Annotated in this window: 9 protein-coding genes; 7 read left to right on the plus strand and 2 right to left on the minus strand. The window is 71.0% G+C overall.

Annotated elements, in window-relative coordinates; translation table 11 throughout:
• Positions 1–131 precede the first annotated feature (131 nt).
• From ACRAKF_RS32060 to ACRAKF_RS32090, 7 genes are all read left to right on the plus strand, one after another.
• Entirely contained in the window at positions 132–3,041 is a 2,910-nt protein-coding gene (locus ACRAKF_RS32060; RefSeq protein WP_447041256.1) for a glycoside hydrolase family 3 C-terminal domain-containing protein, read from the plus strand.
• Positions 3,038–5,338, plus strand: coding sequence for an alpha-xylosidase (yicI, locus tag ACRAKF_RS32065; protein ID WP_447041258.1), 2,301 nt, complete (start codon positions 3,038–3,040; stop codon positions 5,336–5,338). Before ACRAKF_RS32060 ends, yicI begins: the two co-directional genes overlap by 4 nt.
• A gap of 79 nt (positions 5,339–5,417) precedes the next feature.
• Positions 5,418–5,969 (plus strand): SigE family RNA polymerase sigma factor, encoded by a 552-nt coding sequence (locus ACRAKF_RS32070; RefSeq protein ID WP_447041260.1) that lies wholly within the window; start codon positions 5,418–5,420, stop codon positions 5,967–5,969.
• A complete protein-coding gene (locus ACRAKF_RS32075) occupies positions 5,966–6,823 on the plus strand; it encodes a hypothetical protein (RefSeq protein ID WP_447041262.1) in 858 nt (285 codons plus the stop codon). The genes ACRAKF_RS32070 and ACRAKF_RS32075 overlap by 4 nt, the downstream gene beginning before the upstream one ends.
• 109 nt (positions 6,824–6,932) lie before the next feature.
• On the plus strand, positions 6,933–7,763 hold the full coding sequence (locus ACRAKF_RS32080; RefSeq protein WP_447041264.1) for a pectate lyase: 831 nt from the start codon (positions 6,933–6,935) through the stop codon (positions 7,761–7,763).
• A 185-nt stretch (positions 7,764–7,948) separates the two neighbouring features.
• Positions 7,949–10,435 (plus strand): alpha-L-arabinofuranosidase C-terminal domain-containing protein, encoded by a 2,487-nt coding sequence (locus ACRAKF_RS32085; RefSeq protein WP_447041266.1) that lies wholly within the window; start codon positions 7,949–7,951, stop codon positions 10,433–10,435.
• 31 nt (positions 10,436–10,466) lie between these two features.
• Complete coding sequence (locus ACRAKF_RS32090) at positions 10,467–11,543, plus strand: glycoside hydrolase family 43 protein (RefSeq protein WP_447041268.1); 1,077 nt, start codon at positions 10,467–10,469, stop codon at positions 11,541–11,543.
• A 67-nt stretch (positions 11,544–11,610) separates the two neighbouring features.
• Here ACRAKF_RS32090 and ACRAKF_RS32095 read toward each other — a convergent pair whose 3' ends face one another.
• Both ACRAKF_RS32095 and mmsB read right to left on the minus strand, forming a co-directional pair.
• On the minus strand, positions 11,611–12,780 hold the full coding sequence (locus ACRAKF_RS32095; RefSeq protein ID WP_447041270.1) for an aldose epimerase family protein: 1,170 nt from the start codon (positions 12,778–12,780) through the stop codon (positions 11,611–11,613).
• A gap of 36 nt (positions 12,781–12,816) precedes the next feature.
• Positions 12,817–14,049, minus strand: coding sequence for a multiple monosaccharide ABC transporter permease (gene mmsB / locus ACRAKF_RS32100; RefSeq protein ID WP_447041272.1), 1,233 nt, complete (start codon positions 14,047–14,049; stop codon positions 12,817–12,819).
• Positions 14,050–14,055 lie beyond the last annotated feature (6 nt).

Here is a 14,055-nt window from a genome sequence, read left to right on the forward strand (position 1 = left end):
GGATCAAACGGGTCGGCCGTGCCTCTCGTCTTGACATGCACCGGTGTGGGCATGAGCATCGAAGCGCTTCGAAGAAGTGAGCATTCCGTTCCGCCGTCCAGCCCGCCGCCGTCCGCCGAGGGGACCCGCACGTGACCGAGAGCCCGCCGCCGTTCCGTGACCCCGGACTTCCGCTCGACAAGCGCGTGGACGACCTGCTTTCGCGCCTGACGACCGATGAGCGCGTCGCCTTCCTGCACCAGTTCGCGCCCGCCGTCGACCGGCTCGGCGTCGCGGCGTTCCGCACCGGCCAGGAGGCCCTGCACGGTGTCGCCTGGATGGGGCCCGCGACGGTCTTCCCGCAGGCCGTCGGGTTGGGCGCGACCTGGAACGACGACCTGCTGCGCAGGGTCGGCGAGGCCGTCGCCGTCGAGGCACGCGCCATGCGCTCGCGCGACGACCGCGTCGGCCTCAACGTCTGGGCGCCCACGGTGAACCTGCTGCGCCACCCGCTGTGGGGCAGGAACGAGGAGGGCTACGCGGAGGACCCGCACCTGACCTCCGCCCTCGCCGCCGCGTTCACCCGCGGCCTGCGCGGCGACCACCCGGCGTACTGGCGCACCGCCCCGGTCCTCAAGCACTGGCTCGCGCACAACAACGAGACACGGCGGGACACGTCGAACGCCTCCGTCAGACCGCGCGTCCTGCACGAGTACGACCTGCGCGCCTTCCGCGCCGCCGTCGAGGCGGGCGCGGTCGCCGGGGTGATGCCCGCCTACAACCTCGTGAACGGCCGCCCCAACCACCTCTCGCCCCACCTGCGCGAGGAGTTGCGGCGCTGGACCGACGAGGAGCTGTTCGTCTGCTCCGACGCGGGCGCGCCGAGCAACCTCGTCGACTCCCAGCACTACTTCGACACCCATGAGGAGGCCGTCGCCGCGGCCCTCGTCGCCGGCGTCGACAGCTTCACCGACCACGGGACCGACGCGCAGGTCATCCTGGGCCGCGTGCGGCGCGCCCTGGCGGACGGCCTGCTGACGGAGGCCGACATCGGGACGGCCGTACGCAGGCACCTGACCGTCCGCTTCCGGCTCGGCGAGTTCGACCCCGACGGCGGCCCGTACGAGGTGACGGACGCGCACGGCATCGACACGGCCGAACACCAGGAGCTGGCCCGCGAGGCCGCGGAGCAGGCCGTCGTCCTGCTCAAGAACGACGGCCTGCTGCCCCTCGCGCCCCCCGTCGGGGACGCCCGCGTCGCGGTCGTCGGAATCCTCGCCGACGAGTGCAGGACCGACTGGTACAGCGGCACCCTGATCCGCCGCAGCTCCCTGCTCGACGGGTTGCGTGAGCGCTTCGGCGCCGACCGGGTGACCTTCGCCGAGGGCGCGGACCGGGTGCGCCTGCGGTGCGCGGGCGGCTGGCTGCGCGTGCCCGCCTCCGGCGCCGCCGCCCTGGCGAGAGTGGCCGCGGGCGCCCTCGACCCGGCGCTCCTGACGGGCCGCACCGACCTGCCGCCGCTGACCGTCACCGGGGACGAGGACCAGGCCACCGAGTTCGCCCTCGTCGACTGGGGCGAGGGGGCCTGGACGCTGCGGGCGCCGGACGGGCGCTACGTCTCCGTCGCCGGCGACGGCTTCGTGCGGGCCTCGGCGGACCAGCCGGGCGGCTGGGTGGTGCAGGAGACGTTCGAACTGGTCGGGCACGAGAGCGGGCACGGGGACGGACACCTCCTGCGGCACACGGGGACGGGTGGTCACGTCTCAGTCGCCGCCGACGGCGTGAAGGTTGCCGAGGAAGGCGAAGCCGTCGCCGCCGACCGCGCCGAGGTGTTCACGGTCGAGGTCCTGGAGCGCGGCGAGGACGCCGTGCGCCGCGTGGCCGCAGCCGCTCACACCGTGATCGTCGTCGCCGGGAACGATCCGCACATCAACGGCCGCGAGACCCAGGACCGCACCGCCCTCGGCCTGCCGCCGCACCAGGAACGGCTGTGGCGCGCGGCCCGCGCCGCCCAGCCGCGCACCGCCCTGGCCCTGGTCAGCTCCTACCCGTACGCGGTCGCCGACGCCCACGCCGAGCTGCCCGCGCTGCTGTGGACCGCGCACGGCGGGCAGGCCGGGGGCGCGGCGCTCGCCCGCGTCATCGCCGGTGACGTCTCCCCGGCGGGGCGGCTGCCGCAGACCTGGTACGCCGACCACGCCGACCTGCCCGACCTGTTCGACTACGACATCATCGGCTCCCGGCAGACCTACCTCTACTTCGACGGCACGCCGCTCTACCCGTTCGGGCACGGCCTCGGCTACTCCTCCTTCGCGTACGAGGACCTCACGGCCGAGAGGGACGGCGACACCCTGAGCGTCGCGTTCACCGTCACCAACACCGGGTCCCGTGCTGCGGACGAGGTGGCGCAGCTCTACGTCCGCGCGCCCCGCCTACCCGTCGTGGCCCTGCCGCACCGGCAGCTCGTCGGCCACCGCCGCGTCGGTCTGGCGCCCGGGGCCCGCCGACGCCTCGTGTTCCGGGTGCCCGTGACCGACCTGGGGTTCTGGGACGTGCGGCACGACCGCTGGACGGTGGCGCCCGGCACGTACGAACTCCTCGCGGGCGCCTCCAGCCAGGACATCCGCCTGTCCGCGCCCGTCGTGCTCGACGGGCCTCCCCCCGGCGCCAGGCCGGTACAGGGGGCCGGCCTGGCGGCCGTCGGGTACGACACGCAGAGCGGCACCGAGATCGTCGACCGGAGCAGGACGTCGGGCGACGCCGTGCGGGCCGTCGACGGCGGCACCGGCGAGCTGCACTTCCACGCGTGCGACTTCGGCGAGGGGACCGGCACCGTCACCGTCACCGTCGAGGCGGCGGGCGAGGGCGCCGTCGATCTCATCGCGGGCAGCACCGCGACCACCGTCACCGTGCCACCCACCGGCGGCGTGTACGACTACACCCGTTGCGTCTCGGGGTTCGCCGTGTCCGGCGTGCGCGACCTGCGCGTGCGGCTGCGCGGCCCCGTCCGGTTGACGCACCTCTCCTTCACCGGCACCACAGAGCGGGGAGACACCGCATGAAATTCACCGACGGCTTCTGGCTGATGCGTGACGGGGTGAACGCCTCGTACGCCACCGAGGTGCGCGAGGTCCGCGAGGGCGAGGGGGAGTTCACCGCGTACGCCGCCGTCCAGCGGGTCCGCGAGCGCGGTGACACCCTCAACTCGCCGCTCATCACCGTCGAGTGCTTCTCGCCCGCCGAGGGCGTCATCGGCGTGCGGGCCACCCACCACGCGGGCAAGGCGGTGCGTGCCCCGGCGTTCGAGGTGCACGGCGGCGGGCGCACCGGGCAGGTGCGCCGCGAGGGCACCGTCACCGAACTCGTCAGCGGCCCGCTCACCCTGCGCCTGGACAGCGCGGGGCCCTGGGGGCCGGAGTTCCTCGACGCCGAGGGACGGCGGCTGACCGCCGTGGAGCGCAGAGGCACCGGGTTCGCCACCGCCCCTGACGGCAGCCACCACATGATCGCCCAGCTCGCCCTCGGCGTCGGCGAGTACATCTACGGCCTGGGCGAGCGCTTCACCCCGTACGTCAGGAACGGCCAGAGCGTCGACATCTGGCAGGCCGACGGCGGCACCAGCAGCGAACAGGCCTACAAGAACATCCCCTTCCACCTCTCCTCGCGCGGCTACGGCGTCTTCGTCAGCCACCCCGGCAAGGTGTCCTACGAGATCGGCTCGGAATCCGTCGGCCAGGTCCAGTTCAGCGTCGAGGACCAGTCGATCGAGTACTACGTCGTCGCCGGACCCACCCCCAAGGACGTCCTGCGCCGCTACACCGCGCTCACCGGCCGCCCCGCCCTGCCGCCCGCCTGGTCGTTCGGCCTCTGGCTCTCCACCTCGTTCTGCACCGACTACGACGAGGAGACGGTCACCGGGTTCGTCGACGGCATGGCGGCGCGCGACCTGCCGCTCAGCGTCTTCCACTTCGACTGCTTCTGGATGCGCGAGCACCAGTGGACGGACTTCCGCTGGGACCCGGACGTCTTCCCCGACCCGGAGGGCATGCTGCGCAGGCTGCGCGAGCGCGGACTCAAGGTCAGTGTGTGGATCAACCCGTACATCGCGCAGAAGTCCCCGCTCTTCGCCGAGGCCGCCGCCGCGGGACACCTCCTCAGGCGCCCGAACGGCGACATCTGGCAGTGGGACCTGTGGCAGCCCGGCATGGCGCTCGTGGACTTCACCGACCCGGCCGCCCGCGCCTGGTACGCCGACCACCTGCGCGCCCTGCTCGACCAGGGCGTCGACTGCTTCAAGACCGACTTCGGCGAGCGGGTGCCCACCGACGTCGTCTGGCACGACGGCTCCGACCCCGAGCGCATGCACAACTACTACACGCAGCTCTACAACAGCACGGTCTTCGAGGTCCTGGAGAAGGAGCGGGGAGCGGGCGAGGCCGTCCTGTTCGCACGCTCCGCCACCGCGGGCGGCCAGCAGTTCCCCGTGCACTGGGGCGGCGACTGCTTCGCCTCGCTCGGCGCCATGGCCGAGTCCCTGCGCGGCGGCCTCTCGCTCTCGCTCAGCGGCTTCGGCTTCTGGAGCCACGACATCGGCGGCTTCGAGGGCACCCCCGACCCGGCGGTCTTCAAACGCTGGCTCGCCTTCGGCCTGCTGTCCTCGCACAGCCGTCTGCACGGCAACGTCTCCTACCGGGTGCCGTGGGCGTTCGGCGACGAAGCGGTGGACGTGGCCCGGAAGTTCACGCGCCTGAAGCACCGGCTCATGCCCTACCTGTACGGGGCCGCGGTCGAGGCCCACCGCGACGGCGTGCCCGTGATGCGGCCGATGCTCCTGGAGTTCCCCGGCGACCCGGCCTGCCGCACCCTGGACCGGCAGTACATGCTCGGCCCCGACCTGCTCGTCGCCCCCGTCTTCACCGCCGAAGGAGACGTGGAGTTCTACCTGCCCGAGGGCACCTGGACCCACCTGCTCACCGGACAGCGCGTCCAGGGCCCCTGCTGGCGCCGCGAGACCCACGGCTTCGACAGCCTCCCGCTGTACGTGCGCCCCGGCGCCCTGCTGCCGCTGGGCGCCGACGAACAGCGCCCCGACGGCGACTGGCTTGAGGAGCTGACGCTGCTCGCCACCCCCGGAACGGCTGCTCACGGCGGCGCCTACGACGTCGAGGTCACCGTGCCCGACCTGCAAGGACGTCCCGCGGCGACCTTCCGCGCGACACGGCACGGTGACGGTATCAAGGTCCGGGCCGCCGGCTCCGCGCGGGCCTTCCACGTCCGCACGGCCGACGGGCGCGCGTCCGCCCACGGCGAGGGGGAGGTGGTCCTGCCCGATGTCCTCGCCGGCCCGACGACCGGCTAGAGTGCGCGATTCCGATACGGCGACGCCGGCGCGCCCCACCGTGGGCGCCGCGCCGGGGACCGTGGAAGAGAGGACACCTATGCCTTCGGCCGTCGATGACGCGGCCGCCGAGTTCCACGCCTTCTTCGAGCGGCATTACGCCGAACTCGCCCGCCTGGCCCACCTGTTGACGGGCGAGACGGATGGCGCGGACGATCTGGCGGCCGACGCGCTGCTCGCGCTCTGGCACCGCTGGGACCGGGTGCGCGCCGCCGAGCACCCGGCCGCCTACGCCCGCGGCGTCGTCGCCAACATGGCGCGCAGCCGCATCCGCAGCGCCGTACGCGAGCGCCGCCGCGTCACCCTCTTCTGGTCGGGCCGCGGCGAGGACGTGGCCGACCCCGACATACCCGCCGTGGTCGACGTGCGGGACGCGCTGCGCTCGCTGCCCTTCCGCAAGCGGGCCTGCGTGGTGCTCAGGCACGCCTTCGACCTCTCGGAGAAGGACACCGCGCTGGCCCTCGGCATCTCGGTGGGTACGGTGAAAAGCCAGACGTCGAAGGGGATGGCGGAGCTGCAAAGGAGCCTCGGCCCGCACACCACCTGGCAGCGGGTGCGCGCCGTCACGGCGGACACGGGGGGAAGCACATGAGGGACGACGACAACGAGGTGCGCAGGCGGCTGCGCGGCGCCGCCCAGGCGCACCGCCCCGACCGGGAGCGGATGCGCGCCCGCGTCGAGCAGGGCATGGCGGCCGGGCAGCGGCCCGAGCGGCAGCCGAAGCCGGACCGCAGGGCGGGCGGGTCCTGGCTGCGCGTGGTGACGGCGACGGCAGCCGTGGCGGGGGTCTGCGCGGTCGGCGGCTACGGCGTGGCATCGGCCCTGCGCGCCGACGAGACCGACCACCGCTCCGTGGCCACCACCGCGACGCCCGACGCGCCGTCCCCCGCGGCGACGGAGCACGGCAGCGACCCCGCCCCACCGCCCCGCCGCCCCGACGGCACCCCCGTCACGCCGCCGACCTCGGGGCCCCCGAAGTCCGCCCGGCCCCCGGCCGGGGACAAACACTCGACCCCCGCGGACCGGCCGCGCACCCCCGTCGAGGTGCCCGCCGACGAGCTGCTCTGGGCGGACGGGTCCATCGACCCGGGGTCCAGCGAGTACTGGTCGCAGAGCGACATCACCCTCAAGGCGAAGAAGCCGCTGACCGCGCTCACCGTGGAGCTGCGCGTGGACCGGCGCGCCGAGGTCGAGTCCACCGGCAACTGGCGCTCACTGCCCGAGGGCGACTTCGACGTCACGGTGCGGGAGCGGGGCGGCTCCCTCGTCTACCGGTGGACGCTGAAGGCCGGGCGGACCGTACCCGCGGGTGAGCACCGGTTCGCCGGGCAGTTCAACCACCCGGAGGGCAAGCGGGACGCGCACGGGGACCGCTACCGGATCGATGCGGGCACCTCCGGTGAACGCACGGAGTGGAAGGGTGACTTCGCCCCCTCGGGGGACTGACGTGGACTGATTTCGTGACGTGATCAATTTCTTCGCGGAGGGCGGCAACCCTTCCCCGGCCGGCGGCGACCAGGAGACGCACACTTCTGTCCACCGAAGGAATCCGGACATGACTACATCAGCCAACGGGCGCACCCGACACCGCCGCACCCGGACCCGTCGCCGTGCCCTCATCGGCGGCGTCACGGCGCTCGGACTGACCGGTGCCGCCCTCGTCACCACCTCCGTCATGACGTCCGCCGGGGCGGCCACCGCCTGGCCCGAGGCCAACGGCAAGCAGGCGGTGTCCAAGACCATCGAGGTCTCCGGCACCCGGGACGGCGGGCTCAAGCGCTACTACGGCAGCGGTGAGCTCGGCGGCGACGGCCAGGACGAGGGCCAGGACCCGATCTTCAAGCTGAAGGACGGGGCCACGCTGAAGAACGTCATCATCGGCACGCCCGCCGCCGACGGCATCCACTGCCAGGGCAGCTGCACGCTGGAGAACGTGTGGTGGGAGGACGTCGGCGAGGACGCCGCCACGTTCAAGGGGACGTCGGCGAACGCCACGTACACCGTGCGCGGCGGTGGCGCGCGCAAGGCCGACGACAAGGTCCTTCAGTTCAACGGCGCGGGCAAGCTGGTCGTGACCAAGTTCCAGGTCTCCGACTTCGGCAAGCTGGTGCGCGCGTGCGGCAACTGCTCCAAGCAGTACAAGCGCAGCGTCGTCATCGACGACGTCGACATCACCGCCCCCGGCAAGTCGATCGTCGGCATCAACACCAACTACGGCGACACCGCCGAGCTGCGCAACATCCGTATCTACGGCGACAGCAACAAGAAGATCAAGACGTGCTCCCGCTTCACGGGCAACAACACCGGTGACGAGCCGGTCGAGACGGGCCACGGCCCCGACGGCACGTACTGCAAGTTCACCGCGGCGGACATCACCTACAAGTAGGCGACAAACCAGCCGCTACCGCATGAGGACGCCCCCGACGGTGGACACCGGAGGGGGCTTTCTCGTACCGGAAGCCACCAAGTTCGTCCCAGGCGTTGACGCATGCTCCTTCCGCTTCTTAAGTTCCCTGATGTTCGAAGTGTTGACCAATGTTCGAGATACCGAACCACCCGACAGGGGATGACATGGCGCACAGACGACGGAGACTCGCTCTCACCGTCGGAGTCCTGCTGGCCGGCACGCTCGCCACGAGCCCCGGCGCGGCGGCCGAGCCGGCCGACTACACGATCGACGTGGAAACCGCACGCACCGGTGCGAAGATCGACGACTCGATGTACGGCGTCTTCTACGAGGACATCAACCGCGCCGCCGACGGCGGTCTCTACGCGGAGCTCGTCCAGAACAGGTCCTTCGAGTACGACAAGGCGGACAACCGCTCGTACACGCCGCTGACGTCCTGGGACACCAAGGGCACCGCCAAGGTGGTGAACGACGGGGGCCGCCTGAACGACCGCAACCGCAACTACCTCACCCTGGCCGCGGACGCCGCCGTCACCAACTCCGGCTACAACACCGGCATCGCGGTCGAGAAGGGCAAGCGCTACGACTTCTCGGTCTGGGCCCGCACGGACGGCGCCGGGCGCGCGCCGCTCACCCTCACGCTGCACGACGCCTCGGGCGAGCTCGCCACCGCCCGCCGGGTCACCCCGCGCGACCGCTGGGCGAAGTACGAGGTGTCGTTCACCGCGAAACGCACCTCCTCCACGGGCCGGCTGACGGTCGCGTCCGGCGGCTCGCCCGCCGCACTCGACGAAATCTCCCTCTTCCCCCGCGACACCTACAAGGGCCGCGAGAACGGCCTGCGCAAGGACCTCGCCGAGAAGATCGCCGCCCTGGACCCCGGCTTCCTGCGCTTCCCCGGCGGCTGCCTGGTCAACACCGGCAGCCACGAGGCGTACGACGAGAAGTCGGGCTGGCAGCGGGCCCGCTCCTACCAGTGGAAGGACACCATAGGCCCGGTCGAGCAGCGCGCCACGAACGCGAACTTCTGGGGCTACAACCAGAGCTACGGCCTCGGCTACTACGAGTACTTCCAGTTCGCCGAGGACACCGGCGCCATGCCGCTGCCCGTCGTGCCCGCCCTGGTGACCGGCTGCGGCCAGAACAAGGCGACCGACGACCCGGCGCTGCTGAAGCGGCACATCCAGGACACCCTCGACCTCATCGAGTTCGCCAACGGCCCGGTGACCAGCGAGTGGGGCAAGAAGCGCGCCCAGATGGGCCACCCCAAGCCCTTCAAGCTCACCCACCTCGGAGTCGGCAACGAGGAGAACCTCCCCGAGGAGTACTTCGCCCGCTTCAAGGAGTTCCGCGCCGCCATCGAGGCGAAGCACCCGGAGATCACCGTCATCTCCAACTCGGGCCCCGACGACAGCGGCGCGGTCTTCGACAAGGCCTGGCAGCTCAACCGCGACGCCGACGTCGCGATGGTCGACGAGCACTACTACAACAGCCCCCAGTGGTTCCTGGAGAACAACGACCGCTACGACTCCTACGACCGCAGCGGCCCGAAGGTGTTCCTCGGCGAGTACGCCTCGCAGGGCAACACGTTCGGCAACGCGCTCTCCGAAGCCGCGTTCATGACCGGCCTGGAGCGCAACGCCGACGTCGTGAAGCTCGCCTCGTACGCCCCGCTGCTCGCCAACGAGGACTACGTGCAGTGGAAGCCGAACATGATCTGGTTCGACAACGACCAGTCATGGGGCTCGGCCAACTACGAGACGCAGAAGCTCTTCATGCGCAACGTGGGCGACGAGGTCGTGCCGTCCAAGGCCTCCGGGACACCCGCGACCTCGGGACCCATCACCGGCGCCGTCGGCCTCTCCACCTGGGCCACCAGCGCGGCGTACGACGACGTCTCGGTCACGGGAGCGGGCGGCGAGCCGCTGCTCTCCGACGACTTCTCCGCCGGTGACGCCAAGTGGAGCAAGACGGCGGGCCGCGGCACGTGGGCCGTCGAGGACGGGGCCTACGTCCAGTCCGACGACAGCGCCGAGAACACCCTGGTCACCGCAGGCGACAAGGGCTGGCAGAACTACGACCTGAAGGTCAAGGCCACCAAGAAGTCCGGCAAGGAGGGCTTCATGGTCGCCTTCGGCGTCAAGGACACCGGCAACTACTACTGGTGGAACCTCGGCGGCTGGAACAACACCCGCTCCGCCGTCGAGAAGGGCGTGGACGGCGGCAAGCAGACGCTTGTCGAGGACTCCACCACCATCGAGACCGGCCGCACCTACGACATCCGCGTGGAGGTGCGCGGCCGGCAGGTGACGCTCTACCTCGACGGCAAGAAGTGGGGCTCCTTCACCGACGACAAGCCCGCCGAGCCGTTCCGCCAGGTCGTCACGCGCGACAAGGCGACCGGCGACCTCATCGTCAAGGTCGTCAACGCGCAGGACTCCGACGCCCGGACGACGGTCGGCCTCGGGCAGGGGACGAAGGTCGCCGACAAGGCCCGGGTGACGACGCTCGCCGCCGATCCGGCCGCCGAGAACACCAAGGACAAGACGCCGGTGAAACCCGTCGAGTCGGTGTTCCGAGGCGTCGACGACTCCTTCTCGTACACCTTCCCCGCCCACTCGATCACGTTCCTGCGCATCAAGACCGGCTGAACCACCTACTTCGGAGAGGCAGACCAACGACGTGTACACCCCTGACGAACACCCCAGCCGCAGGACGCTCCTGAAGGGCGGCCTGGCGGTGAGCGCCGCCGTGACCGGCGCGCTGGCCCTGGGGCAGGGCAGCGCCCTCGCCGCCGCGCCGGGCGCACGCGTGGCCGCCCCGCGGACCAACCCCCTCGTCCCGCACCGCGCCGACCCGCACATCCACCGCCACAGCGACGGCCGCTACTACTTCACGGCGACCGCCCCCGAGTACGACCGCATCATCCTGCGCCGCTCCCGCACCCTGGGAGGCATCGCCACCGCCGAGGAGTCCGTCGTGTGGCGGCGGCACACCAGCGGTGACATGGCCGCGCACATCTGGGCGCCGGAGATCCACCACATCAACGGCAAGTGGTACCTCTACTTCGCCGCGGCGCCGGCCGATGACGTGTGGAAGATCCGCATGTGGGTCCTGGAGAACAGCCACCGCGACCCGTTCAAGGGCACCTGGACCGAGAAGGGGCAGATCAAGACCGCCTGGGACACGTTCTCGCTGGACGCCACGACGTTCACCTACCGTGGCTCGCGCTACCTCGCCTGGGCGCAGAAGGACCCCGGTGAGGACCACAACAGCGCCGTGTTCCTGTCCCGGATGGCCAACCCCTGGACGCTGAAGGGACCCCAGGTCCGGCTCACCACCCCCGAGTACGACTGGGAGTGCATAGGCTTCAAGGTCAACGAGGGCGCCTCGTTCCTCCAGCGCAACGGCCGCGTCTTCATGACGTACTCCGCGAGCGCCACCGACGCCAACTACTGCATGGGGCTGCTGACCGCCAGGGCGGGCAGTGACCTGCTCGACCCGAGGTCCTGGACCAAGTCGCCCGAGCCGGTCTTCACCAGCAACGACACGACCAAGCAGTACGGCCCGGGACACAACTCGTTCACCGTCGCCGAGGACGGCCGCACCGACGTCCTCGTCTACCACGCCCGCCAGTACAGGGACATCGTCGGTGACCCGCTGAACGACCCCAACCGCCACACCCGCGTCCAGCGCCTGAACTGGCACGCCGACGGCACCCCCGACTTCGGGGTGCCGGTGGCGGACGGCCCCGCGTAGCACATGAAGGAGCGCGGTACGGACACCGAACCGGTGTCCGTACCGCGCTCCTTCGTCGTCGTACGGGTCAGCGTGCCGAGAAGCCGTGCACCGTGCTCGACCGGTAGGTCTCACCCGGGCGCAGCACCGTCGAGGGGAACGACGGCTGGTTCGGCGAGTCGGGGAAGTGCTGGGTCTCCAGGCAGAGGCCGTCACCCTGCCGGTAGGTGCGGCCCGAGGGCCCGGTGAGGGTGCCGTCCAGGAAGTTGCCGGAGTAGAACTGCACCCCCGGTTCGGTCGTCGCGATCCTCATCGTGCGTCCGGAGTCCGGGTCCCGCAGCGTCGCGAAGTGCTCAGGGGCGCGTGTGATGCCCTTGTCGAGCACCCAGTTGTGGTCGAACCCCTTGGCGGTCACGAGCTGCGGATGGGCGGCGCGGATGTCCCGCCCGACCGTCTTGGCCCGCCGGAAGTCGAAGGGCGTGCCGGACACCTTCGCCAGCTCGCCCGTGGGGATCAGGCCGGCGTCCGTCGGGGTGAACCGCCGCGCGGCCAGGGTCAGTTCATGGCCCTCGATGCTGCCGCTGCCCTCACCCGCCAGGTTGTAGTACGTGTGGTTGGTGAGGTTCACGACCGTGGCCTTGTCGGTGGTCGCCGCGTAGTCGATCCGCCACTCGCCGCGCGCGGTGAGGGTGTATGTCACCTTCACGCGCAGCGTCCCCGGGTAGCCCATCTCACCGTCGACGCTCACGTACCGCAGGACGAGGCCGACGCCGGAGGAGTCCGTGAACGGCTCCACGTCCCACACGCGCGTGTTGAACCCCTTCGCGCCGCCGTGCAGGCTGTGCTCCCCGTCGTTGACGGAGAGCTGGTGCGTCGCGCCGTCCAGGGTGAAACGGCCGCGGGCGATGCGGTTGCCGTAGCGGCCGATCGTGGCCCCGAAGAACGTGGTGCCCGCCACGTACTCCTCGATCGAGTCGTAGCCGAGGGAGACGTTGGTGTAGCGGCCGTGCCGGTCCGGGAGTTCGAGCGACTGGACGATGCCGCCGTAGGAGAGGACCTTGAGGCGGGTGCCGCCGTTCGCCAGCGACCAGCGGTAGACCTTCGTGCCGTCGGCGAGCTTCCCGAAGAGTTCCCGTACCGGCTTCGAGGAGGGCGCGGTGCGCGCGGCGCCCTCCGTCGCGTACGAGACGCCGGTGGCGGCGGCGGAGAGGCCCGCGGCGGCCGCGCCGGCCAGGACGGTGCGTCTGCTCGTTTCCATGTGCGGCTCCTGAGATGAGGGATGAGAAGGGGGGTGCTAGCGACCGACCTTGCGCTTGTTCCACACGTCGAACCCGACCGCGGCGAGCAGGACGAGACCCTTGATGACCTGCTGGTAGTCGGTGCCGATGCCGACGAGGGACATGCCGTTGTTGAGGACGCCGAGCACCAGGCCGCCGATGACGGCGCCCATGACCGTGCCGACGCCGCCGCTCATCGACGCGCCGCCGATGAACGAGGCCGCGATGGCCTCCAGCTCGAAGTTGAGGCCCGCCTGCGGGGTGCCCGCGTTGAGGCGCGCGGCGTACACACAGCCCGCGAGCGCCGCGAGGACGCCCATGTTGACGAAGACCAGGAACGTGACGCGCTTGTCCTTGACGCCGGAGAGCATCGCGGCGGCCTTGTTGCCGCCGAGCGCGTACACGTGCCGCCCGACGACCGCGTTGCGCATCACATAGCCGAGGCCGATCAGCAGCGCGCACATGATCAGCATGACGACCGGCACGCCGTGGAAGCTGGCCAGCGTCATCGTGAACGCCACCACGGCCGCCGTCATCGCCACGCACTTGGCGACCCACAGGCCCTGCGGCAGCACGTCGAGCTCGAACGCCTGCTGCCGCTTGCGGTCCCGCACCTCACGGAAGAGCAGGAAGGCGATGGTGAGGAGACCGAGGAACAGCGTGGGGTTGTGGTACTGCGTGTACGGGCCCATCTCCGGGATGAAGCCCTTGGCGATGTTCTGGAAGCCGTCGGGGAAGGGCGCCAGCGACTGGCCCTCCAGGACGATCTGCGTGAGGCCGCGGAAGAGCAGCATGCCGGCCAGCGTCACGATGAACGACGGAATCCCGACGTACGCGATGAAGAAGCCCTGCCAGGCGCCCGCCACCGCGCCGATGAGCAGCGACAGGACGAGGGCGAGCACCCACGGCATGTCGTGCTTGACCATCATCACCGCCGACATGGCGCCGACGAACGCCACCAGCGACCCGACGGACAGGTCGATGTGACCGGCGATGATGACGATCATCATGCCGATGGCCAGGATGAGGATGTAGCCGTTCTGCTGGATCAGGTTGGAGACGTTGTTCGGCAGGAGCAGCGTGCCGTCGGTCCAGATCTGGAACAGCACGACGATGAACGCCAGGGCGATGAGCATGCCGTACTGGCGCATGTTGGAGCGCATGCTCTGGAGCAGCAGCGCACCGGCCCGCTGCGTGACGGGCGGCGGAGCGGCGGACGAGTCCCGTGGGGGAGTGGTCGTGGTGGTCATGGCGGG

It is taken from the genome of Streptomyces sp. DSM 118878 (assembly GCF_052936595.1).

Excerpts from the sequence above, each read along its gene's own strand:
- yicI (WP_447041258.1), top strand. The coding sequence starts at position 3,038 with ATGAAATTCACCGACGGCTTCTGGCTGATGCGTGACGGGGTGAACGCC.
- ACRAKF_RS32070 (WP_447041260.1), top strand. The coding sequence starts at position 5,418 with ATGCCTTCGGCCGTCGATGACGCGGCCGCCGAGTTCCACGCCTTCTTC.
- ACRAKF_RS32075 (WP_447041262.1), top strand. The coding sequence starts at position 5,966 with ATGAGGGACGACGACAACGAGGTGCGCAGGCGGCTGCGCGGCGCCGCC.
- ACRAKF_RS32080 (WP_447041264.1), top strand. The coding sequence starts at position 6,933 with ATGACTACATCAGCCAACGGGCGCACCCGACACCGCCGCACCCGGACC.
- ACRAKF_RS32085 (WP_447041266.1), top strand. The coding sequence starts at position 7,949 with ATGGCGCACAGACGACGGAGACTCGCTCTCACCGTCGGAGTCCTGCTG.
- ACRAKF_RS32095 (WP_447041270.1), bottom strand. The coding sequence starts at position 12,780 with ATGGAAACGAGCAGACGCACCGTCCTGGCCGGCGCGGCCGCCGCGGGC.
- mmsB (WP_447041272.1), bottom strand. The coding sequence starts at position 14,049 with ATGACCACCACGACCACTCCCCCACGGGACTCGTCCGCCGCTCCGCCG.